This window comes from Limosilactobacillus ingluviei DSM 15946 (genome assembly GCF_001435775.1).
Taxonomy (GTDB): Bacteria; Bacillota; Bacilli; order Lactobacillales; family Lactobacillaceae; genus Limosilactobacillus; species Limosilactobacillus ingluviei.
The window spans coordinates 164,929-185,994 of the sequence record NZ_AZFK01000077.1 but is presented as its reverse complement, the minus strand read 5'-3'; the positions used below and the strand labels follow the sequence as shown (position 1 = coordinate 185,994).

At 54.4% G+C, this 21,066-nt stretch carries 20 protein-coding genes; 9 read left to right on the top strand and 11 right to left on the bottom strand.

All coding sequences use genetic code 11. From position 1 onward, the window contains the following. Positions 1-35: 35 nt before the first annotated feature. The 6 genes from FC43_RS08790 to FC43_RS08765 all read right to left on the bottom strand — a co-directional run bounded on the left by FC43_RS08790 (position 36) and on the right by FC43_RS08765 (position 6,073). Positions 36-851 (bottom strand): TIM barrel protein, encoded by an 816-nt coding sequence (locus FC43_RS08790; protein WP_019206362.1) that lies wholly within the window; start codon positions 849-851, stop codon positions 36-38. A 67-nt stretch (positions 852-918) separates the two neighbouring features. Next, on the bottom strand, positions 919-1,680 hold the full coding sequence (locus FC43_RS08785; RefSeq protein WP_019206363.1) for an ABC transporter ATP-binding protein: 762 nt from the start codon (positions 1,678-1,680) through the stop codon (positions 919-921). Beyond that, on the bottom strand, positions 1,673-2,599 hold the full coding sequence (locus tag FC43_RS08780) for a FecCD family ABC transporter permease (RefSeq protein ID WP_019206364.1): 927 nt from the start codon (positions 2,597-2,599) through the stop codon (positions 1,673-1,675). The genes FC43_RS08785 and FC43_RS08780 overlap by 8 nt, the downstream gene beginning before the upstream one ends. A 9-nt stretch (positions 2,600-2,608) precedes the next feature. Further along, positions 2,609-3,490 carry a heme ABC transporter substrate-binding protein IsdE gene (isdE, locus tag FC43_RS08775; RefSeq protein ID WP_040470023.1) on the bottom strand — a complete coding sequence of 294 codons (882 nt, stop codon included), beginning with the start codon at positions 3,488-3,490 and terminating at the stop codon, positions 2,609-2,611. A 65-nt stretch (positions 3,491-3,555) separates the two neighbouring features. Then, positions 3,556-4,332: an NEAT domain-containing protein gene (locus FC43_RS08770; RefSeq protein WP_056955391.1), complete on the bottom strand. Its 777-nt coding sequence runs from the start codon at positions 4,330-4,332 to the stop codon at positions 3,556-3,558. Further along, the gene (locus tag FC43_RS08765) at positions 4,319-6,073 is read right to left on the bottom strand and encodes an NEAT domain-containing protein (RefSeq protein ID WP_019206367.1); all 1,755 of its coding nucleotides are present in this window, start codon (positions 6,071-6,073) and stop codon (positions 4,319-4,321) included. Before FC43_RS08765 ends, FC43_RS08770 begins: the two co-directional genes overlap by 14 nt. A gap of 218 nt (positions 6,074-6,291) precedes the next feature. Between FC43_RS08765 and FC43_RS11115 the strand changes: the two genes are divergently transcribed. The 5 genes from FC43_RS11115 (at position 6,292) to FC43_RS08745 (ending at position 10,420) form a co-directional block, all read left to right on the top strand. After that, positions 6,292-6,438 carry a hypothetical protein gene (locus FC43_RS11115; protein ID WP_156648365.1) on the top strand — a complete coding sequence of 49 codons (147 nt, stop codon included), beginning with the start codon at positions 6,292-6,294 and terminating at the stop codon, positions 6,436-6,438. A gap of 27 nt (positions 6,439-6,465) precedes the next feature. Beyond that, entirely contained in the window at positions 6,466-8,142 is a 1,677-nt protein-coding gene (locus FC43_RS08760; protein ID WP_056955390.1) for an LPXTG cell wall anchor domain-containing protein, read from the top strand. A 165-nt stretch (positions 8,143-8,307) separates the two neighbouring features. Then, positions 8,308-9,078 carry an NADPH-dependent oxidoreductase gene (locus FC43_RS08755; RefSeq protein WP_056955389.1) on the top strand — a complete coding sequence of 257 codons (771 nt, stop codon included), beginning with the start codon at positions 8,308-8,310 and terminating at the stop codon, positions 9,076-9,078. A 5-nt stretch (positions 9,079-9,083) separates the two neighbouring features. Beyond that, entirely contained in the window at positions 9,084-9,947 is an 864-nt protein-coding gene (locus tag FC43_RS08750) for an aldo/keto reductase (protein ID WP_019206370.1), read from the top strand. Between the two features lie 56 nt (positions 9,948-10,003). Further along, positions 10,004-10,420 carry an arsenate reductase ArsC gene (locus FC43_RS08745; RefSeq protein WP_019206371.1) on the top strand — a complete coding sequence of 139 codons (417 nt, stop codon included), beginning with the start codon at positions 10,004-10,006 and terminating at the stop codon, positions 10,418-10,420. Positions 10,421-10,468: 48 nt separating this feature from the next. On the opposite strand, the gene brnQ is transcribed toward FC43_RS08745, so the two are convergent. After that, positions 10,469-11,851 carry a branched-chain amino acid transport system II carrier protein gene (gene brnQ, locus FC43_RS08740; RefSeq protein ID WP_056955388.1) on the bottom strand — a complete coding sequence of 461 codons (1,383 nt, stop codon included), beginning with the start codon at positions 11,849-11,851 and terminating at the stop codon, positions 10,469-10,471. A gap of 365 nt (positions 11,852-12,216) precedes the next feature. Then, complete coding sequence (locus tag FC43_RS11110; RefSeq protein ID WP_156648364.1) at positions 12,217-12,456, bottom strand: hypothetical protein; 240 nt, start codon at positions 12,454-12,456, stop codon at positions 12,217-12,219. 505 nt (positions 12,457-12,961) lie between these two features. Here FC43_RS11110 and FC43_RS08735 point away from each other — a divergent pair. Further along, positions 12,962-13,615 carry a hypothetical protein gene (locus FC43_RS08735; RefSeq protein WP_056955387.1) on the top strand — a complete coding sequence of 218 codons (654 nt, stop codon included), beginning with the start codon at positions 12,962-12,964 and terminating at the stop codon, positions 13,613-13,615. A 70-nt stretch (positions 13,616-13,685) separates the two neighbouring features. On the opposite strand, the gene trpS is transcribed toward FC43_RS08735, so the two are convergent. After that, complete coding sequence (gene trpS / locus FC43_RS08730; protein ID WP_056955386.1) at positions 13,686-14,708, bottom strand: tryptophan--tRNA ligase; 1,023 nt, start codon at positions 14,706-14,708, stop codon at positions 13,686-13,688. A 254-nt stretch (positions 14,709-14,962) separates the two neighbouring features. Further along, positions 14,963-15,832: an NAD(P)H-binding protein gene (locus tag FC43_RS08725; protein WP_056955385.1), complete on the bottom strand. Its 870-nt coding sequence runs from the start codon at positions 15,830-15,832 to the stop codon at positions 14,963-14,965. 143 nt (positions 15,833-15,975) lie between these two features. Between FC43_RS08725 and FC43_RS08720 the strand changes: the two genes are divergently transcribed. From FC43_RS08720 to FC43_RS08710, 3 genes are read left to right on the top strand one after another with little or no spacing between them, the layout of a single operon-like run. After that, on the top strand, positions 15,976-16,419 hold the full coding sequence (locus FC43_RS08720; protein ID WP_040470004.1) for an Rrf2 family transcriptional regulator: 444 nt from the start codon (positions 15,976-15,978) through the stop codon (positions 16,417-16,419). Continuing rightward, a complete protein-coding gene (locus FC43_RS08715) occupies positions 16,416-17,336 on the top strand; it encodes an ATP-binding cassette domain-containing protein (RefSeq protein ID WP_082611490.1) in 921 nt (306 codons plus the stop codon). The genes FC43_RS08720 and FC43_RS08715 overlap by 4 nt, the downstream gene beginning before the upstream one ends. A gap of 1 nt (position 17,337) precedes the next feature. Next, positions 17,338-18,864 carry an ABC transporter permease/substrate-binding protein gene (locus FC43_RS08710; protein WP_056955384.1) on the top strand — a complete coding sequence of 509 codons (1,527 nt, stop codon included), beginning with the start codon at positions 17,338-17,340 and terminating at the stop codon, positions 18,862-18,864. Between the two features lie 782 nt (positions 18,865-19,646). Here the strand turns inward: FC43_RS08710 and tyrS are convergent. Further along, the gene (tyrS, locus tag FC43_RS08705) at positions 19,647-20,897 is read right to left on the bottom strand and encodes a tyrosine--tRNA ligase (RefSeq protein WP_056955383.1); all 1,251 of its coding nucleotides are present in this window, start codon (positions 20,895-20,897) and stop codon (positions 19,647-19,649) included. Between the last annotated feature and the right edge of the window lie 169 nt (positions 20,898-21,066).

The window sequence follows — 21,066 nt, the reverse complement described above, 5'->3', positions numbered from 1 at the left end:
AAAAATGGACCACGCTGCGTGGTCCATTTTTTCGTCTACATAAATTGTTGTAAGTATTGGTGGCTGGCGACTTGTTCGGCACAGTTGGCTTGGTCCTTAAGATCAATTTCGTAGATGTCAGTGGCCGCCGGGTTGAGGTGGGGCAGGACCCGGGGCCAGGCAATCCGGCCTTCCCCCAAGGGCAGACTGTCGTGGGTCTGGCCCATTGAATCGACCAGGTGGTAGTGGACAATTTGCTCTTTTAAATGCTCCAAGCTGGCGATCAAGCGGTCGTTATCACCATGGACAGTGATAAAAGCGTGGGAGACATCATAGGCCAAGCGGTAACCGTGGGCCAGGATGGCATCTTCGACGGCCGGATCGCCGTAGAAAAAGACCGGCGAGATCGAATTTTCAAACATCACGTGCTCACCGCCAAATTCCTGCAAGCGATCCAGAACGTCAAAGCCGACCTGGCGTGCGGCCGCGACGTCGGGGTAGGCGGCCAGCATTTCATCAAAGCCGTGTTGATCGTCATAGGAACCATGGATCAAGGCCTGGGTGCCGGTCTCCTTGGCAACTTGAATCAAGGTCACCGCGGTGCGATGGACAAAGTCGTACAGGGCCGGAAATGAGTCCTGCGGGGTGATCACTTCCGTGTGGTGGCCCTGGAAGTTCATCGGCTGGTGCAAGACGATCTGGGAAATGCCCTGGTTTTGCACCTGGCCAATCATTTGCTTGAGGTGGGTCAGCCCGCTGGGGGTAAAGTCAGGCTGGTCAGTGAAAAATTCAAAGACGGCTGGCTGGTGCTTGAGCCGGTCCATGATTTGCCGGGGGTCAGAACTGGCCTTTAGGCCGAGCATGGGAAACATAGTGAGACCTTCTTTCGTGTTCGTTGTCCCCAGTGTAAGCCCGCTGGCGCGCTAGGTCAACGGCCCGTCAGGCTTGGATTAGGACCGGGCCATACTTGGTCGTTATGAGATCGCATTCCAACTGGAAGGTGGTTTTGACCCGGGCGGGGGTCAAAACGCTTTTTGGAGTCCCAGTGGCGACCAACTGCCCGTGGTCCAATAAACAGCAGTAATCACTGTAACGCAGGGCTTGATTTAAATCGTGCAGGATCATTACGATCGTCAACCCCCGCTGCTGATTTAATTGCCGCAGCAAACGGAGAAACTCGGTCTGGTAGTGCAAATCCAGGTAGGTGGTGGGCTCATCCAAGAAGAGGTAGGTCGGTTCTTGGTTGAGGGCGAGCGCCAGCCAGACGCGTTGGGCTTGGCCCCCGGATAATTGCTTTACCGGTCGGTCGGCCAAGTCGGTCAGCTGCAGTTCGGCCATGATGGCGGCAGTATCCGCGGGGGCCGGGTCGGCAAAGAGGGAGCTTTGGTAAGGGAGGCGGCCAAGCTGGATTAAATCGGCAACCGTCAGCTCATCGTACAATTCGTGGTGCTGGTGGACGACAGCGATTTGCTGGGCGGCACTTTGGGCTGAGTAGGCGCGCCAGAGGTCCTGGCCGGCGAGGTGAACGTGGCCAGCTTGGGGCGAAAGCTGGCGAGTCAAGAGTTTCAACAGGGTGGATTTCCCGGAACCGTTCGGCCCGAGCAGGGTCGTGATTTGGTGCTCGGGAATGGTCAAGGACAGGTCGTCAATGAGCGGGGCTTGCTGCGGATAAGCAAAGCGGAGGTGTTGCGCGTCAAGCATGGGTGGTCCCCCCTTTCAAAATCCAGATCAAGCACGGACCGCCAAAGATCGCCAAGAGGGCGGTAGCCGGCAGTTCGCTGGGTTGGATGACCAGCCGGCCCAGGGTATCGAAAAAGAGCAACAGCCAGCCCCCGGCCAGCATGGTAAAGGGCAGCAGGCGGTTATAATCGCGGCCGACCAGTTGGCGACCCAGGTGGGGGACGATGATCCCGATGAAGGCGAGGACGCCGACGCAGGCCGTGGTCGTCGCCGCTAAAAAGACCGCCGTTAACAACAGCCCGCGCCGCAAGCGCTGCGGCGATTGGCCGAGTGAGACCAGTTGGGCGTCGCTGACCTTGAGGTAATTGCCCCACGGCGCCAGCAGGACGGCAATGATCAAGCCCCCCAGGCCCAGGATGGCTAAGAGGGTGGTTTGCGTCCAAGTGACGGTGGCCAGCGAGAGGCTGCTTTGGCCCGGCATGGTGGGGATTAAGGCGGTGAACCCGCTGAACATGGCGTTGATCGCAACCCCGACTAAGATCAGCCGGTAGGGGTCCATTTTAGGTTGGAAGCGGACCAAGAGCTCAAAGGCCAGCCAGCCCCCGGCCAAAGCCCAGAGGACCCGGTTGAAAAAGAGGCCGGGGATGACCAGGCCACCGAGCAGGGCGAACAGGTGCGCCCCGCTGGCGACCCCCATGATCCCGGGATCAGCGATTGGATTGCGCAGGGCGGCCTGGAATAAAGCCCCGCTGACCGCGACGGTCGCCCCGGCCAAGAGGGCGGCGAGGATCCGTGGCAGGCGGATGTTAAAGAGGGTGTTTTGGGCGGTGGGCGACAGGGCCAGCAAGCTGAAGTGGCTGGCCCCGTTGGTCAAAGCGATCCCGCTCGTGACCACCAAGAGCCCCGTGAGGAACAGGTAAGTAAGGGTCGTTTTTTTCATGGTGAAGTCCTATTTCTTTGGGTACAGCCATAAGCTGACTTGGTGCAGGGCCTGGGGAACCTTCATATTGGCCGAGGCATTGAAGGTCGGCTGCTTGAGGTCATAGACGCGGTGGTTTTTGACGGCTGGCATCTTCGCCCAGACCGGATTGTCCTGAAACTCCTTGTTAAACTGGGGTACCGTGACGCTTGGCATCGCGTGAGCTAAGCGCAAGATGACGTCGGGGTGCTTGGTCGCGAGAGTTTCGTTGCTAGGGGAGAGGTAGGCTTGACCGTGGCTGGCGTAGACGTTTTGCCCCCCGGCCAGCCGGACCAGGTCACCAACGTAGGAGTGATCGGTCGCAATCAAATACCCGGCGCCCGGCATCCCCATTAAGACCAGGACCTGCGGTTTTGCGCCGTGGCGGCGGGCTTTGGCGGCTTGGATGGCCGCGTTGATCTTTTTGATCTGGGCGTTGGCCTGGCGGGTCCGGTAGTATTCATGGCCCAATTGGCGCAAAGTCGTCTTTAATTGGGCCACGGTATCGAGTTTCAGGTAGGTGACCGGGACACTTTGGGCCTTAAAGGCACTTGAGTATTCGTCCTTGAGGGTGGAAACGGCGTAGACCTTGGAAGGATTGAGGGCGGCAATTTTTTCGACGCTCGGGTTCATCGCCCCACCGACTTTGGCGGTATGTTGGTAGCGGGCGGGCAGGGTCTGAGCCGTCGTTGGGACGCCGACCAGGTTGATGTCGAGTTTGTCAAAGATCTGGGCGATCGCAACGGTGGTTACGACCAGCCGCTGGCGGTCAGCGACCTGGCGATTGACAAAGTAGCGCACCCCCGCGGCCGTGCCGCCGATTAAAACCAAGAGACTGAGCAAAATGATGATAAGACGCTTGCGTGCGTGCATGAAAAAGCCCCCTTGTGAAAAGGGCTGGTGGTGCAATCAGCTCCCCCAGCCCCGCAAAAGTTTAATTAGTGACGTGGTAAATTCTTTTTGGCGTTGATGATAAAGTAGGCAGCGGATGCAATGATCACGATCAGGCCCAGTCCTCCGCCGATTAAGACGTAGTAGAAGAGCTTTTGGTTGCGGTCATTGGCGGCTTGGGCCTGGACGTTTTGTTCCAGGGTCTGTTTGGCCAGCCGACTTTCCTTGCGGCTCGCCGCTTGGGACTGGGACTTGGCCTGGGCGTTTAATTTATTCAGCTTGGCTTGCAGCTGGGGGTCGTTGGCGCCCGCGGCCTCACCGGTGCTGGTGGTGGCCGCCGCGCTGTTCTTGGTCCCCTTGGCATTCTTGCCGTTTAAGGCGGGCAGCTGACTGGTGTCGAACTTAAAGCTGATGTTGTGATCAGCGTTGTAGTTGGCACTGGGCACGTTAACGTGGATCGAACTGGAAATCACGCCATTTAAAGACTTGGCGGTAAAGGAGTAAGCGTAATTGTACCCCCCGCCCCCCTGGGTCTTGCTGACGCTTTGTGGGGCCTGGCCGTTGATGGAGTAGACCGTCACTGGCCAAGCACCTAGGTTGGCAGCGGTGTGGATGGTCATCGTGACGACGTATTGGTTGCCACTGACCGTGACTTGGGCGGGGCGGACGTAGTAGGAGTCGGCCATTGACGTCTGGTTGGTCCCGTACTTTAGGGTTTGGTAATTAACGCTGGCCGCATGGGCATTGGTAACGCCCAGCAGCCCGAATAAGGTAACGGTGAGCAGGGTCAGCCACCGTCCCCAGTTGAATTTAATCTTCTTCATGGTTGAATCCTTTCAATTTGCGGGTCGCATGGGTGTACCAAAGCATGGTCCCCCCGATGATCGCAAACCCGGTGACCAAAAAGGCGGTTAAAGCCTGGACGATCGGGTAGTCGACGAGGGCGGCTTGGATGCGGTGCTTGATCCCATTTGGCACCCGGTAGTGAGCGAGCCGCTTTTGGGCGGCCTTTAAATCAAAGGGGGTAATCGCTGCCGCATTGGCCGCTCCCGGTTGGCTGGTGATGTCGCCCCCGGCTGGGCCGCTGGCGCTTAGCGCGGCGGCCGCGTTGCCAGTGCCGTAGCCGGTAGTGCTTAAAGCACTGGGACCAGGACTGCTTTTTTCTTGGCCGAATGCAAACCAAACCCCATAATTTTGGGCGGGCATACCTAGGAGCGGAACCCCAACCTTAATGCGACCGGTAAAGGGTTGGTCTAAAGCACTATCGTCATTAACGTGGAAGGTATACGTCCAAATATCTTGGTTGCCAATTTGAGAATGCGTTTGGTTTGTAATTGGTCCGGCCTTCATCGAAATTGGGGCGAAGGTAGCGGTACCCTTGGCAGCTTTAATGGTGAGGGTTACGTCATAACCAGAAGTGCCGGTCTTAATAACATGTGCTACGTGAGTGTAGAAAGAGTTGGCATCGGACAACTTAGTACCTTGCTCATTATAGACGGCATAAGGAATATCTTGGATCTCCTTTGTGCTATCGATAACGTGATGGCTTGGTTTAGGAATTGGTGGCTCAAATGGTTGGGGCTTTTGAGCTTGCGGGTTGAACGCCTTGTTATTCCATACCGCATACGCTTGTTGAGAATTGCCTAGAACAGAGAGGTCAAAATTAAAGACCCCCCCGCCTTGTTGATAAGCCTGTTTAGAGAGTTTAAAGGAGTAGTCAACTTTAGCCCCATTGGTTACGGTTTGGACAGGCTTTTGCCCGTTAAAGGTAATACCGCTGATGAACTGCGCGCCGCCGATTAAGTGGAAAGTTAGTTGATAACCATCGGCAGTTGGCTTGACGGATACGGTTTTACTGAAGAATTGGCCTGATTCTGATGGCGCTGGGTAATCTTCATACTTTAAGAAACTAACTGGGAGTTGGAGCACGTCATCGTGGTCTTGCTTGGTCCCAGTTGACTGCGTAGGTGGTGTGGTTTGACTTTGGGATACCTGAGTCGTCGATTGCGCTTGCTGGTGGTCGGACTTAGTAGTTGCAGTTGACGTTGTCGTTTGGCTGCTGCTAGTGGCTTGACTGCTGTCAGCCTCCGCACTGGCGGTCTTGACCTGGCTGAGGTCCACTTGTAAGTCGGCCGCTTCGTGCATGGTCATGCCCGGGGCCAGTTGCAGGTCCATTTCAACTACGTACTTGCCGCTTTGGTTCGGCAGGTTAAACGTCACCGTGGCCTGTTCGCCATTTTTTTGGATGTTCGCCGCCTGATTGCTGCCCTGAATTTGCAATTTTTGGACATAATTGGCCCCGGTTGGCATTGTCATTACCAATTGGAGCTGGCCGTTGGTGGTTTTTAAGCTGGCCTGGTCACTGAAGAAGTGGCTGGCATCGGATGCCGTGGTCGTGCCCGTCTTAAAAAAGCGGGCGGTCGTCGGGATTGTTGTCGCTGCTGGGGTAGCGGCTTGCACCAGGGCCGGCAGGACGGGGCTGGCCGCGGCCAGGGGCGCCCCAACTAATCCCATTAGTGACACCGAAGTAATCACTCGATAGGTTATTTTCGAACCAACCGTCACGAAAAACGCCTCCTTAAGAATTTCTTTAATATCATTGTTAAGTTTAAGCGTTCAGGTGAACGATTTCAATAAAAATTCGTTGGATAAGTAAAAACCCGCAAAATATTCCGCGACGGGTTGCGCTTTCACCTTGATAGTGCCATAATATGACGCATATTAAAGCTTTTTGGAAAATTCAATGAATTGCACTTATTTTTAATTTTTGTGGGGGAATTCCAATGAAGAAGACGAACCTGAAAAACGCTGCTTTGTTAACGGCTTCAGTGGCCGGAATCGCCGGTGTGACGGGGTTGGTGGCTGATCAACCGGCCGTGCACGCTGATGAAACTGCGGTAGTGGCCCAAAACCAATCGGACGATAAGTAATTATCGGTATCCGATGCTCAACAAGCAGTGACACAAGCGCAACAAACGGTCGCACAAGCCCAAACGGCTCAAAGCCAAGCTAGCGCCAAGTACAGTGCGGCCAATGCGGCGGTAACCGCGGCCCAAAGCAAGGTCAAGGAAACTTCGACGGCAGCGCAAACCGCCAAAGCGACAGTAGACAACGGCAGTGCGGCTTTGTCGTCGGCCCAAGCGGCGGTTAGTGCGGCCCAAAGCAAGGTTCAATCGACCAGTGCGGCCCTGCAAAGCGCCAAGGCCAAGACACAAACGGCCAGCCAGGCTACGAGTGCGGCTCAATCGACGTATGATCAAGCCAGTGCGGCGGTAACTGCAGCGCAAAAAGCGTACGACCAAGAAGTCCAAACCAGCAGTGCCAACGCGGCTTCCCAAGCGGCTGCGGAATCGGCTTACCAACAAGCCGTTGCCACGGCTTCCACGGCTAATGCCGCTTTGAAGTCGGCCCAAACTGCCTATGCGGCCGCTAAGGACCAATTAGAAAAGGACCAAGCCGCTGCCGCGGCAACGGAAGACGTAGCCGCGACCTTCTACAAGACGGGAAATGACGGAAATGAAACGACGACCAAGTCGGAAATGGCTGGCTTCTTTAAGCCAACGGCCACGGTCAGCGTGGATGCGAATGGCAAGGTCACGGTCAAGATCTTCTCGGTTACCTTCGCCAGCATGATTGAATCGATGAGTTTTGAAAACGGTGGGTCCTTTACCAAGAGCAACCTCAGCGCCGATCAAAAGACGGCTGACTGGACCGGGGTCGCGCCAGGGTTAGCCAATGACTACAAGATTGCGGTGGTTATCAATACGGGGATCCCAGGGATGAGTGTTATGCACGAAACGGCCTACCTGAACCTGGCTTCCAGTGACAAGCTGACCGCTGCGGTGGAAGCTGGCAAGCGTTTGGCGGCTGATCAAACCAAGGTCGACCAACTGAACAGCGAGGTTCAAACCGCCCAAACGAAGGCAAACGAAGCTAACGCTAAATTACAAGAAGCTGCTAAGGCGGCGGGTCACGCCCCAGTCTTCATGAACCTGATGATGAAGGCGGCGGTTGATACGGTCGGGATGGCCAAGGCCAACTTACAAGCGGCGCAAAATGACTTTAACGATGCTAAGAATGCGCTGGCGGCGGCGAAGGAAAATCAAACCACGGCCAGCCAAAATGAAGCGGCCGCCCAAAAGGCCTTTGATGACGCTCAAGCCGCGTTGAAGCAAGCCCAAGCCAACCTGGCGACGGTTAAGCAAACGGTTGAAAATGGTCCGGCGGCGGTCGCTGCGGCCCAAAAAGCCGTTGCTGATGCCCAAGCCGCTTTGGAAGCCGCGCAAGCTAATTTGGCTGATGCCAAAGCTGAATTAACCGCGGCAAACGCCCGCTTAGCTGCGGCCCAAGCAGCCCTGCAAAAGGCGCTAGGTCAACTGGCAATTGCCAAGGCGGCCGCGGGAGTTGTTAATGGGGCAACGAGCGAACCAACCCCTACTGCTAAGCCAACGCCAACTTCCCAAGGGACCCCAACCCTGACTACGGCCAAGGTCCAATTAACGACCGCCCAACCAGCGGCGGCGCAAAAGGCCAGCCTGCCGCAAACCGGGAACGCGTCTGCTTCGGCGCTGACCGTTTTGGGGATGGCCCTCATGAGTTTGGTCTTAGTACCATTTAAGAAATTCGCGAAGTAAGCGTAAGTTCCACTGGATGCCCCAGCGTCCAGTGGGCTTTTTTTGAACCAAAAATGAAAAAGTTGTCAAAGCTAAGATTTCCCGGGAAATAAGTTGACGCTTTCAGGCCCGCGGTGGTTAACTAGAAGTAAGTTGTTAGTAACGAAAAGTAAGTGGGAAAGGCAGATGATTGATACGCACACAACGGAAGTAATTGCCAACCACCGGTCGATCCGGGCCTTTAAGGCGCAAACCTTGGCCAAGGAACAATTGACGATCTTGTACAAGATGGCCAGCCAGACTTCGACCAGTATGTTCATGCAACAACTTTCGATTTTGCACGTCACTGATCCCGCCAAGCGCGCGGCGGTCCGCGCCGTTTCCGGTCAACGCTACGTTGGGGCTAACGGGGACTTGTTTATCTTTATCGTGGACTTGTACCGCAACCAGCAGATTCGCCAGCAACTTGGCTATGATGATGGGCGCCTGCATACGACCGACATCTTCTTTCAAGCGCTGGAGGACACGGTTTTAGCGGTACAAAACTTTGTCACGGCTGCCGAAAGCCTGGGTTTGGGCGCGGTAATTCTGGGATCGATCAACGATGATCCCGAAGCCCTTTTGGCGGCCTTAGACCTGCCGAAAATGACCTTGCCCCTGCTGGGGGTCCAAGTCGGGGTTCCGGACCAAGTGCCGCAGTTAAAGCCCCGCCTGCCGCTGGAGCAAGTGGCCTTTGAAAATGACTACCCGCAGGACTTTGAGGTGGCCAGCCTCAAAGACTACGATCAGGTGGTGCAGACCTACTACGACTTGCGCGATACCAGCCGGCGGATCGATTCATTTACTAAACAGATCACGGGCGCCAAGCTGAACACCAAGCGGATTGACCGGGATAAATTGGCCCAAGTAATCCAGCGGCAAGGCTTGGCCCTGGATTGGCAACCAAAGAAAGGATGAACAACATGACGCTTACCAATGTTAATTCACCAATCAAATTGAACAACGGGGTGGAAATCCCCTGCGTTGGTTACGGGACGTTCCGGACCGACCCGGCGGTGACGGCCCAAGCCGTGCAGGACGCGATTACGGCCGGCTACCGGCACATTGATACCGCTAAGGTCTACGAAAACGAAGCCGGGGTCGGCCAAGGGATCAAGGCCGCTGGTGTTCCCCGCGAAGAATTGTTTGTGACCAGCAAGCTTTGGAACACCGACCGGGGGTATGAAGCCACCAAGGCGGCCTTTCAAGCCAGTTTGGACCGCTTAGGGTTGGATTACTTAGACTTGTACCTGATCCACTGGCCGGCCAATGAAAAGCAATTTGGCGCGGACGCGGCCAAAATCAACGCGGAAACCTGGCGGGCGATGGAAGAATTATACGAAGCCGGCAAGATTCGGGCGATCGGGCTGAGCAACTTTATGCCGCACCACGTGGCCGAACTGTTAAAGACGGCTAAGATCAAGCCAATGGTTGACCAAATTGAGGTCCACCCCGGTTGGACCCACGCCGAAGAAATTAAGAAACTCCAGGCCATGGACATCGTGGTGGAAGCTTGGGGACCATTGGGCGGTCAAGGGGCGACGGTCTTAGTCGACCCAACGATGCAAAAGATCGCGGCGGCGCACGGGAAGTCAACGGCCCAAGTCAGCTTACGGTGGATCCTCCAACAAGGGGTCGTGCCATTGCCAAAGTCGGTCCACGTCGACCGGCTCAAGCAAAACATGGAGCTGTTTGACTTTGAACTGTCGAACGAAGAAATGCAGACGATTGCGGCCCTGCCGAACTTAGGGGGCCAATGCAAGGATCCCGATGAAGTTGATTTCTAGCATAAACAGCCAGGGGCGACCCCAAGTGGGCCGCCCCTTTTTGAGTAGGTGAGTTAATGAAATTATATTTTCTGTGTACCGGAAATTCATGCCGCAGTCAGATGGCCGAGGGCTTTGCCAAAGCGGACTACCCGACGGTAGAAGTGGCCAGTGCGGGAACCCATCCCACCACGGTTAATCCACTGGCCCAAGTGGTGATGGCCGAAGTGGGCATTGATCTCAGCTCGCACCACGCTAAAGCGCTTGATCCAGTCTACTTTGCCCAGGCCGACGTGATTGTCACCCTGTGCGGGGACGCGCGCGACCACTGTCCGGTAATTCCGGCCAGCGCGCGGCACTTGCACTGGGACTTGGCCGATCCGGCCCAAGCCACGGGCAGTCGGGCGGAGCAATTAACCGTCTTTCGCCGGGTGCGCGATCAGATCAAGGCCCGGGTGGCGGAATTGAAAACCGTAGTGCCGATTGAGGCATAGCAAAAGTCGCGCTGGCAACTGACCAGCGCGACTTTTGGTTTAAAGAATTTATTCCTTCGGATCCAGGCGAGCGGGTTCGACGGCCAGTTGGCGCATGGGCTTAGCGTAGTGCCAAGCCAGCCCGATCACGAGACCGATCAAGGCTGGCACCACCCAGGACAAGCCCATGTTAGCCAGTGGCAAAGCCGCGCGCCAGGCGGCGACCGTTTGACCAAAGGCGCTGGCAGACACGACCTTCGGGAAGGCGACTACCATGTCCCCCAAGGCCGGCACGACCGTGAAGAGGACTACGAAGAAGTAGACCCGGCCGTCCCGTTGGAAGAAGTTGGAGCAAACGGACAAGAGGATCAAGACCATCGATAAGGGGTAGAGGAACATCAACATTGGCGTCGACCAAGCGATGATTTGTTCCAAACCGAAGTTAGCTACGACAAAGGAGGCCAGCGTCGTCAAAAACAGCCACATGTGATAAGACACCTTCGGGAAGTGCTTGTGGAAGTCTTGGGCAAAGGCGGCGACCAGGCCGACCGCCGTGGTCAAGCAGGTGACGGTGATCAAAACGGCCAGGACTGCTTGACCGAAGGCCCCACCGTAGTAGCGCACGATTTGGGTAAAGGCGACCCCACCATCAGCTGAGAGCTTGAAGTGGCCTAACGACATCGCTCCGGCTACGATCAAGAGCAAGTAGATTAAGCCGACCCCACTCATTGCTAAGACTCCGGCCTTGGCGACGACCTTGGAAACGTCGCGGCTGCGGCGTTGGCCCATTTGCCGGACTGCCGTAACGACCGTCACCCCAAAGGCCAGGCCAGCCAAGGCGTCCATCGTGTTGTATCCTTCCAAGAAACCGTTGGTTAAGGCGCTGTGAGCGTAAGCGGCCGTGGCCGGGGCGCTCAGGGGGTTGCCCATGGGCATCAAGAAGGCCACTAAGAACATTAAGAACAAGAGGGCCAAGAACATCGGGTTTAAGACCTTGCCGACGTTGGCCAGGATATTATTTTCGTGGTAGGAGAAGGCAAAGGCTAAGCCAAAGAAGACCAGCGAAAAGACGAACAAGGCAACTTGTTGATATTGGGCGGGCACAAAGGGGGCCACCCCGACGGTAAAGGAGACCGTCGCCGTCCGCGGCGTCCCAAAGAGCGGCCCGATGGTGGCGTGGATCAACACCATAAAGGTCAAGGCAAAGCCGACGCCCAGGGGCCGGCCAACGTCAAAGACCCCTTCGGCCCGGGTGACGGCGATCGCCATTACCGACAGCAAAGGCAATAAGACCCCGGTAACCAAAAAGCCCAGGGCGGCTGGTCCCCAGTGGCCTCCGGCGAGCTGACCGAGGTGCAAAGGGAAGATCAAATTGCCGGCCCCAAAGAAAAGGCCAAAGAGCAGCGACGCGACGACAAAGTATTCGCGCCAAGTTAATTTCCGTGATGACATATGTAACACCCTCCAATTTTAAATCAGAACCCAATGAAAAAGGCGTCCCTGACCGATTGACTCGATCAGGGACGCCTGTGCGTGGTACCACCCTGTGCCCATGGCGCTATCACTAACGCCACCTTAGTACGTACGGCCAGGCAAGCCTGACGATACGCGTGCACGGTAATGGGTGCGGCCACCGGACCTTGGCTGGCCCGGGCTCGAAAGTGATTTTCACGCTGGCTAGATCCGACCCCCTTCCACCAACCGGGGCTCGCTAGCGGTTAACCAGTGCTACTCTTCTTCCTCATTGCGTTCGGTTAATTAAATTATGGCTATATTCTAATTAATCGATTTCTCATTGTCAAGGATAAATTCTCATTTTATTGGATGCGGGTCAGCTCAGCTTGGGCGAGCGTCCAGTCGTGGCGCTTGGCGCGACCGAACACCAGCCCGGCGGTGAGCAGGTAGGCGAAGAGACTGGCCAAGGCGGTGTTGATCCCGTATTCACCCCCGGTCAAAAGCAAGGAATGACTGGTCAACAGCCAAATGGCCAAGCCCCAAATGATGGCTAAACTGCCCCTCAAGCCGCACGCGGGGGAAAGTGCCAGGTGAAATGCCAATTTGCCGGCCAGCAGTGCCGAGTAAGCAGGGTCAACAATCCGTAAAAAACGGCCAGGTAAACCCAGGGATAATAAAGATCATGCAATAACAACCAGCCATGAGCGGCTTGGTTGCTAGGGCCCAGTGAAGCTGCGATGATTCCGCCGACGATGCAAAGGAAAATCGCCGCGCACTGCCAAGTGGTTTGCCAAAGTTTGCGCATGGGACTCGCCTTCTTTCTATGTTTGATTATAAGCCGTACCAGTGTGGGGCGGTAAGCGAAAAAGACGAATCCTCCCATTGAGACACGACAGATCTGAAAATCTGCGCAATAACTGTCACGAAAATGTTAGGCGCTTATCATTTTGTAAAAAGGGATAGCGGATTATTAATCATGATTAAAACCGTTATTTTTAATAAACTTTTGCGCAGATCTATAAATCTCTCCGGTGTCTATGAGGCGATTGGGCAAAGAAAGCGCGGCGTTAATCATGGTAAAATTAAACACACAAGGGGGGATGAAAAATGAAGAAAATTGGCTTAAGTTTGGCCGTGCTCGGGTTAAGTGTGGGGCTGGCGGCGTGTGGTAATTCCAACCAGTCGCAATCCAGCCAAAGCGAGTCGGCTACCAAGACTACGGCCAGCCAGGCGTCCAGCAAGGCTAATCACAGCAGTAGTCAGGCGACGAGCACCGCGAGTGCGCCGGCGGCTTCGTCAGCTACGACTAATTCCCAGTCGGCCGCGACCAGTCAGGCCCCGCAGGACGCCACCACGCTGGGCTACCGGGTCTTTTACACCTACTTGCTGCAAAATGGCTCGCCAGCCGATATTCAAACGGCTTTGGAACAACACCAGCTGGCCAATATTGACGTAACGGACGTCAGTGGTAAAAATGTCACCAGTAATTACGGTAAGGGGGTAACGGACGTCTTTCCGGCCCATACCTACACGGTCAGCGGCACGCCGCTCGCCGCCGGGACGGTTACCTACCAGGTCATTGACGAAAACACCGTCCGGGTCTTTGCGGTGCCAAGCCACTTCCAAGACCAGCGCTGGGGGACGGATCATACCTGGGCCCAGGCCCAAGCCGATGCTTACATGCACCACCCCACGATCATGAAGGTGCAGACGCCAAGTGCGCAGCTGTTAGATTTGATGAAGACGACGCGTGATTTCTAACGTTAACGGGGCCGGCGGGTCCCGTTTTTTGGTACCAAAAAACGGTGGCCAACTTGACCACCGTCCGGGTTTAGAGGTTCTTAAAGTAGTTGATGCCCATCGCGTCTTTGACTTCCGCCAAGGTTTGGTTGGCGATTTCGTTGGCGTGGTCGCTGCCGGCCTTGAGCATCGCGTAGACGGCCGCTGGATCCTTCGCGAATTCTTCGCGCCGCGCCCGGATCGGGTCGAGTTCGTTGTGCAAGACTTCCAGTAAGTAGCGCTTGATCTTGACGTCCCCGAGACCACCGTGGCGGTATTGTTCTTTTAACTCCGCGACTTTGGCTTGGTCGGGATCAAAGATGTCCAGGTAAGTAAAGACCATGTTGCCTTCGACTTGGCCCGGATCTTCGATGTGGATGTGGTGCGGGTCGGTGTACATCGACATGACCTTCCGCTTTAATTCCGCTTCGTCATCGGCCAGGTAAATCGCGTTGCCTAAGGACTTACTCATCTTGGCGTTGCCATCTAAGCCGGGGATCCGGCCTTGGCCCTTGGGTGGGAAGATCCCTTGGGGTTCGACCAGGACCGGCCCGTAGATCGAATTAAAGGAGCGGACGATTTCGCGGGTCTGTTCCAGCATCGGTTCCTGGTCGTCACCGACTGGGACCAGTTCGGCCTTAAAGGCGGTGATGTCGGCGGCTTGGCTGACCGGGTAGGTCAAGAAGCCGGCCGGAATCGAGTGGTTGAAGTTCTTTTGTTGGATTTCGCTCTTGACGGTCGGGTTGCGTTCCAAGCGGGAAACGGTCACCAGGTTCAAGTAGTACATATTTAATTCCGAGAGGGCTGGAATTTGGGATTGGACGTAGATGGTGGACTTAGCCGGATCCAGGCCCACGGCCAGGTAGTCTAAGGCGACTTGCAAGAGGCTGTTGCGGACCTTTTCGGGATCGCGGGCGTTGTCGGTTAAAGCCTGTTGGTCGGCGATCATGATAAAGGGCTCGTAGTCACCGCTGTTTTGCATTTTAACCCGTTGCTTTAAGGACCCAACGTAGTGACCGAGGTGGAGTTTACCGGTCGGCCGGTCCCCAGTTAAGACAATTTTCTTTGCTGCCATTTCAATCTTCCTTTCTGCAATTAAAAAATCGCCCCGCTCCCCTAAAGGGAGTAGGACGATTGGACCGCGGTGCCACCTACTTTGCGAAAAATTTCGCCACTTCATTACGGGTGATTTAATTGTCACCGTGGCCCATTTGGCTTTGCCGTGGATTCTTTCAGCACAGGGAATCCTCTCTGGTAATTGGCGCCGCTACTTTTTCACGGTGGGAGTAATTAATTTTGATTATAGTGGGTTTGCGGATTTTTGCAAGGTTAAATTTGGGTTTGGCGCCACCCTGCCGTTAAGAAATCAGCCATGGTGGTAGGGGCATGACCAGTGATTGCAGTAAAGTCGTGGCTGGGTTGGTTCAATAAACCACGAGCGCCGGCTTGGTACATAGAGGCCAGCTCAGCGCCGTCACCTTCCGCAGCGTAGATTTGGGCAAATTCGGCAGTGGTCACGGGGGCGTAGCCGATTGAATGCCCGGTAACTTGGGTCATGATGGCCCCCAGTTCTGGCATGGTGAAGGTGTTTGGTTGGCTGAGTAAGAAATGCCGGCCGTGATCTCTTAAAGCCGGAGTGGTAGCGACGGTGGCGAAGGCTTCGGCGCTATCGGCTTGGCTGATAAAACTCATGGCCTGATCGCCGACTGGATAGATCAGGTGCTTGCGCGCGATTAATTCAGGCAGGTAGGGAATTAAGGGATCGGCGTAAAGGGCGTTGCGCATGACGGCATATTTTAATTTGCTACCGGCCAGGCGGGTTGGCAGGTAGGCGTAAAAAGGGGCCATGGTGAAGGGATTATTGGTTTGGTCGGCAAAAAAACTCATGGCGACGATACTTTGGACCCCGGCGGTTTCCGCGGCAGCAATGACGTTTTCCAGCTCACGGATGCGGCTGACCCGATCGTAGGTCAGGCTAGCCACGTAGATCAAAATGTCACCGCCAGCAAAGGCTGCGGTCAAAGAAGCGAGATTTTGATAATCAATGGCCTGGACGGTCAGGCCGGCGTTGGCAAAATCAATGGCTTTGGCGGGGGTGTTCACGGCTAAAATCAAGTCGGTCGCGGCCACGCGCTTTAACATTTGGTTGGTAATTTGGCGCCCAAGATGGCCGGTGGCGCCCGTGATGATGTATTGCATGTGGTCAACTCCTTCTGTAACTTCTTTAGTTTCATCAACGCTGTATGCCAAAGCCTTTTAACTGTTAAATTTGCGATATATATTGACTATTATGGATTTTGACGCTAAAATTCATGTAACTAAAAAAGTTTCGGGAGTTAACGATGAAAATGTCAACGCGCTTCAGTGATGCTATTCATATTTTGGCGTTTATTGTGATATATAAAGAAAAAGTCCAATTATCCAGCGACACTATCGCTTCGAGCATCGGTACTTCGCCGGTGGTAGTGCGACGCTTAATGGCCCAGCTAAAAAAAGGCGGCTTATTGACAACGGTGCCGGGTTTTGCGGATCCAACGTTAAAAAAGCCCGCTGAAGTGGTCACCTTGCTTGATGTCTACTTAACGATTGAAGGAGATAAGCCTTTATTTTCGGTTGATCCCAAAACGAACCCCGCTTGCATTGTGGGCGGCAACATTCAACCCACTTTGACCGAGTATTACCGCCAAGCGGAAGTCGCGGCGAAGGCTAAATTACAACAAACTACCCTGCAAGATCTGATCGATACGATCCTGGTCCGGCAGGCCGAAAAGGAGGCGGGCAAGTGATTGAATACTGTACGGTGGGCATGCGGTATGGTGACCACCAAATCTTAACTGACATTAACCTGAAAATCCGTGCCCATGAGTTATTTGTACTGGTGGGACCAAGCGGGAGTGGTAAAACGACGTTGATTCGGATGGTAAATCGACTGACGGTTCCCACCAGCGGGCAGGTTAAAGTGGCCGGGCAAGACGTTGCAGCGAGTGACCTGGCTAAGTTGCGCTTGTCAATGGGGTATGTTTTGCAGACGGCGTCCCTCTTTCCTAATTTGACAATTGCCGACAACGTGACTATCCAACTTGAACAGCAAGGGTGTTCCAAAGCCGAGCGGAAACGTAAGGCCCGGCAGTTATTGGCTGCTGTGGGCTTAAAGGAGAAAGATTACTTAACTCGTTATCCAGCGGCCCTTTCGGGAGGCCAACAACAGCGCGTTGCCATTGCCCGGGCGTTGGCGACGAACCCCCAATTGATTTTAATGGACGAATCCTTTAGTGCCTTAGATCCCGTTTTACGCCGCCAAATGCAAGACTTGCTCTTATCCTTACATGCTAAACACGGTATGACGGTTCTGTTTGTGACCCATGACATGCAAGAAGCATTGCGGTTGGGCGATCGGATTGGGGTAATCAACGCGGGGCGGCTGCAGCAGGTGGGGACGCCCCAAGAGATCATTGAACATCCGGCGAACGCCTTTGTTCGTGATTTTTTTGCTTCTGCGCGCCCGCGCTACGGGACGCTGACTGATTTGTTGGCGGCGACGCAACCTCAACCGGCCGTGGCGGGTCCGCTGGTGACAACGGTGGCGGAAATTCTCCGCTTGCCGGTTTGTGACGGGGAGCTTTGTTTTTCCATCGCCCAGCAGGCTTACCGTTTGCCAGTGGCCAAATTATTGCACTACCTGGGGAAACGAGAGGAAAAGTGAGATGCAATCCTTAATGAAATTAATCGCTCACCAGCAAGGCCAATTGGTAGCGGCGCTGGGCCAGCATTTAGTCTTGTCCTTGGTTTCGTTGTTAATTGCAGCTGTGATTGCTCTTCCCTTGGCCATGGCGCTCAAAGATCACCGGCGGTTAGGAGAACTGATTTTGCAAATTACCGGTATTTTTCAGACCATCCCGAGTTTGGCCCTGCTGGGGCTGTTGATTCCAATCGTGGGGATTGGAACTGTGCCGGCCGTTATCGCTTTGGTGCTATATGCCATGATGCCAATTTACCAAAATGCTTATACGGGGCTGACCACGATTGATCCGCAATTGGAAGAAGCGGGGTTGGCCTTTGGCTTGTCGTGGTGGACGCGGCTAAAACGCTATGAATTGCCATTAGCGTTACCCTTGATCTTTTCCGGTTTGCGGATTGCCTTGGTGATGATCATTGGGACCGCGACCTTGGCCGCTTTGATTGGTGCCGGAGGCCTGGGGACCTACATTTTGTTAGGAATCCAGCAAAATAATAATGGCGAATTGCTGTTAGGGGCTGGTTTGTCCGCCTTCTTAGCGTTGCTTAGCGCGGGGGTTTTGAAATGGGTTGGTAAGTCACGCCGCAATCTTAAAATTGGTGGGGTTGTCTTGGCGGGGCTGCTTGTATGCGGTGGGGCCGTAACTGTGCAGCGCCATTTAGTTCATTCGCAACCAGACACAATTGTGATCGCTGGTAAGATGGGTGGGGAACCGAACCTGTTGATCCATATGTATAAGGACTTGATTGAGGAGGCGGCTCCTCAGACTAAAGTAGTCTTGAAGCCGAATTTCGGCGGGACTAGTTTTTTGTATGCGGCCTTGCAACGGGATCAGATTGATATCTATCCGGAATTTACCGGGACTGTCTTGGAGGGACTCGCTAAGCAAAAGCAGACCCCCAAGTCGCCAGATCAGGCCTATCAGGCGGCTCGACGGTATTTGGCCCGCCAGGGGATGACTTATTTGAAACCGATGGCCTACCAAAATGGCTATGCGTTGGCAGTTACCGCGTCGTTTGCTAAGCAACACCGGTTAGCAACGATTAGCGACCTGGTTGAACAACAGGCTGCTGTCACGGCGGGGTTTGATCCGGATTTTGCCCAGCAACCGGATGGCTACTTAGGTTTGCAAAAAGCTTACGATTTGAAGGTAGGCACGGTTAAAACGATGGAACCCACCTTGCGTTACCAAGCGTTGGTACAGGGGAAAGTTGAGTTGGTGGATGGGTATACGACCGATCCCCAGCTGCGTCAATATCATTTGCGCGTTCTGGCTGATGACCGCCATTTTTTTCCGCCTTACCAAGGGGCGCCATTAATGAAGGCCCGCTTTGCCAAGACCCATCCCGTCGTCGTCAAGCAACTGAATAAATTGGCCGGCCAGATTACGACCAACGAGATGCAAGAGATGAACTATGCGGTGACCGTCAAACACCAAAAGGCCAGTGTCGTTGCCCACCAGTACTTGCGTAGCCACCATTTGATAACGAAGTAGTGCTTTGCGGATTGAGAAAGCATCTAGCGCTTTGACAACTAAAAGCGTTACCTTAACGGCAAATAAAATCCCCCAACCATGTACAAATCGTAGCACGGCTGGGGGATTATTATTGGACTAGGATTTTAATTAAACTTAGTAATCGCAAGTAACGCCTAGCGGGCGTAGATCGTCTTGATTTTCACCCGGTCGCTCTTGAGGGCGAAGGGGACGTGGTAGCGGTTGGCACTCTTCCCGGTGGCGGACTAAAAAGGCGCTGCGTTAAACCACCAGTTGGGTGGGCGCAGCGCCTTTTGGTTTGGGTCAAGGGCAAATCACTCGCCTCAGGATTACTTACGTTTCCGGCCAAGTAAGGTGAGAAAGATAACAACGATTAAATCAGTCATGGCCCCTAACCAGCCCGCCAAGAGTTCTTTGCAGAAGTTTTTAACTTTGTTTATTCGCACACCTCCGTTTGGTTGGCCCCGGTCAAATTATAGCCCGAACTTATCACAGTTTTTCGCGGTCAGCAAGTAGAAACTTAACCAGGGGTAGCGATTGGATCGTGATGCCATCTTTTTAAATTCTTTCGGCGGGGCAGATATTTTGAGGGAGCTTAGGCTATATAAAACCTATTTTCCGCATTTTTTGTCTTTCTTGTTAGGCAAAAAATCGGCAAAATAGTCTTGCATAAAAGACAATTATTGCGATTGAAGCTGATCCCGCACGGTTCAGCAAGCAAAAAAGCCCGGCCCCTTGCAGGCCAGGCTTTTTTGCTTGAATAGGTATTTCCCGGGGAATAATTAGTCCACTTTGGCTAAGGTGTAGTTCTTCTTGCCACGCCGGACGATCACGTACTTGCCGTCAAAGTGGTCGGCCGGGTTGATCGTCGCACTTTCGTCGGTGACCTTGGCCCCGTTGATCCGGATGGCCCCGTTCTTGACATCTTCGCGGGCTTGCCGCTTAGATGGTTCAATCTTCGTGTCGACCAGCCAGTCGATGATGTTGGCTTCGTTTGCGCTGACTGTGACGGATGGCGTCCCGGCAAAGGCTTGTTCGACTTCGTCCACGCTCAGGTCTTGGACGTTGCCAGAGAAGAGCAATTGGGAAATCTTGATTGCTTGTTGGGTCGCAGCTCCTCCGTGGACAAAGGTCGTGACTTCGGCGGCTAAGCGCTTTTGAGCTTCCCGCTTCCATGGTTCGTTGGCGACTTTTTCCGCCAGGTCGTCGATTTCTTCGTGGCTGAGGAAGGTGAAGTACTTGAGGTACTTGACCACGTCGCGGTCGTCTTGGTTGAGCCAGAATTGGTAGAATTCGTACGGCGAGGTTTTCTTTTCATCCAACCAGACCGCGCCCCCGGCCGTCTTTCCAAACTTGGTCCCGTCGGCCTTAAGCATCAATGGGATCGTCAGCCCGTAGGCCTTGGCGTCCGCGCCTTCAGTCCGGTGAATCAGGTCGATGCCGGCCGTGATGTTCCCCCACTGGTCCGAGCCCCCGATTTCCAATTGCACGTCGTTGTGGCGGTAGAGGTGTAAGAAGTCGACTGCTTGCAAGATTTGGTAGGTAAATTCGGTAAAGGAAATCCCGGAGGCCAGCCGGGAAGCGACGACTTCCTTGTTTAACATCGTGTTGACGTTAAAGAGCTTCCCAAAGTCACGCAGGAAGTCGATCATCGTAAATTGGCTTAACCATTCGTAGTTGTCGACAATCGTGAAGTTTTCCGTCCCAAACAACTTGACCATTTGCGCCGTTAAGGCCTTTTTGTTGTGTTCCAACTGCGATTCGGTCTGCAGGGTCCGTTCGGTCTTGCGGCCCGACGGATCCCCAATCGCACCGGTCCCACCCCCGATGATGATGACCGGGTGGTGACCCGCCAACTGGAAGCGTTTCAGCATCATGAAGGGAATCAAGTGCCCGATGTGCAATGAGTCGCCCGTCGGGTCCGTCCCGCAGTAGAGGCTGATTTGCTTTTCTTCCGTCAGGGCCTTTAAGCCCTCTTCGTCCGTGACTTGGTTTAAGGCGCCGCGCCACTTGAGTTCATCGACAATGTTCATGGTAAAATCCTCCGTTTGTAATTGCATTGCGGTTGCAATGAAAAATCGTCCCAAGGCTTTGCCTTGGGACGATTGTGATCGTGGTACCACCCAATTTTACACGCTGGTGCGTGCCTTCATTTCAACCGCTTTGTACTGAAAAATTGCATTGTAATTCACTGTACGGCTG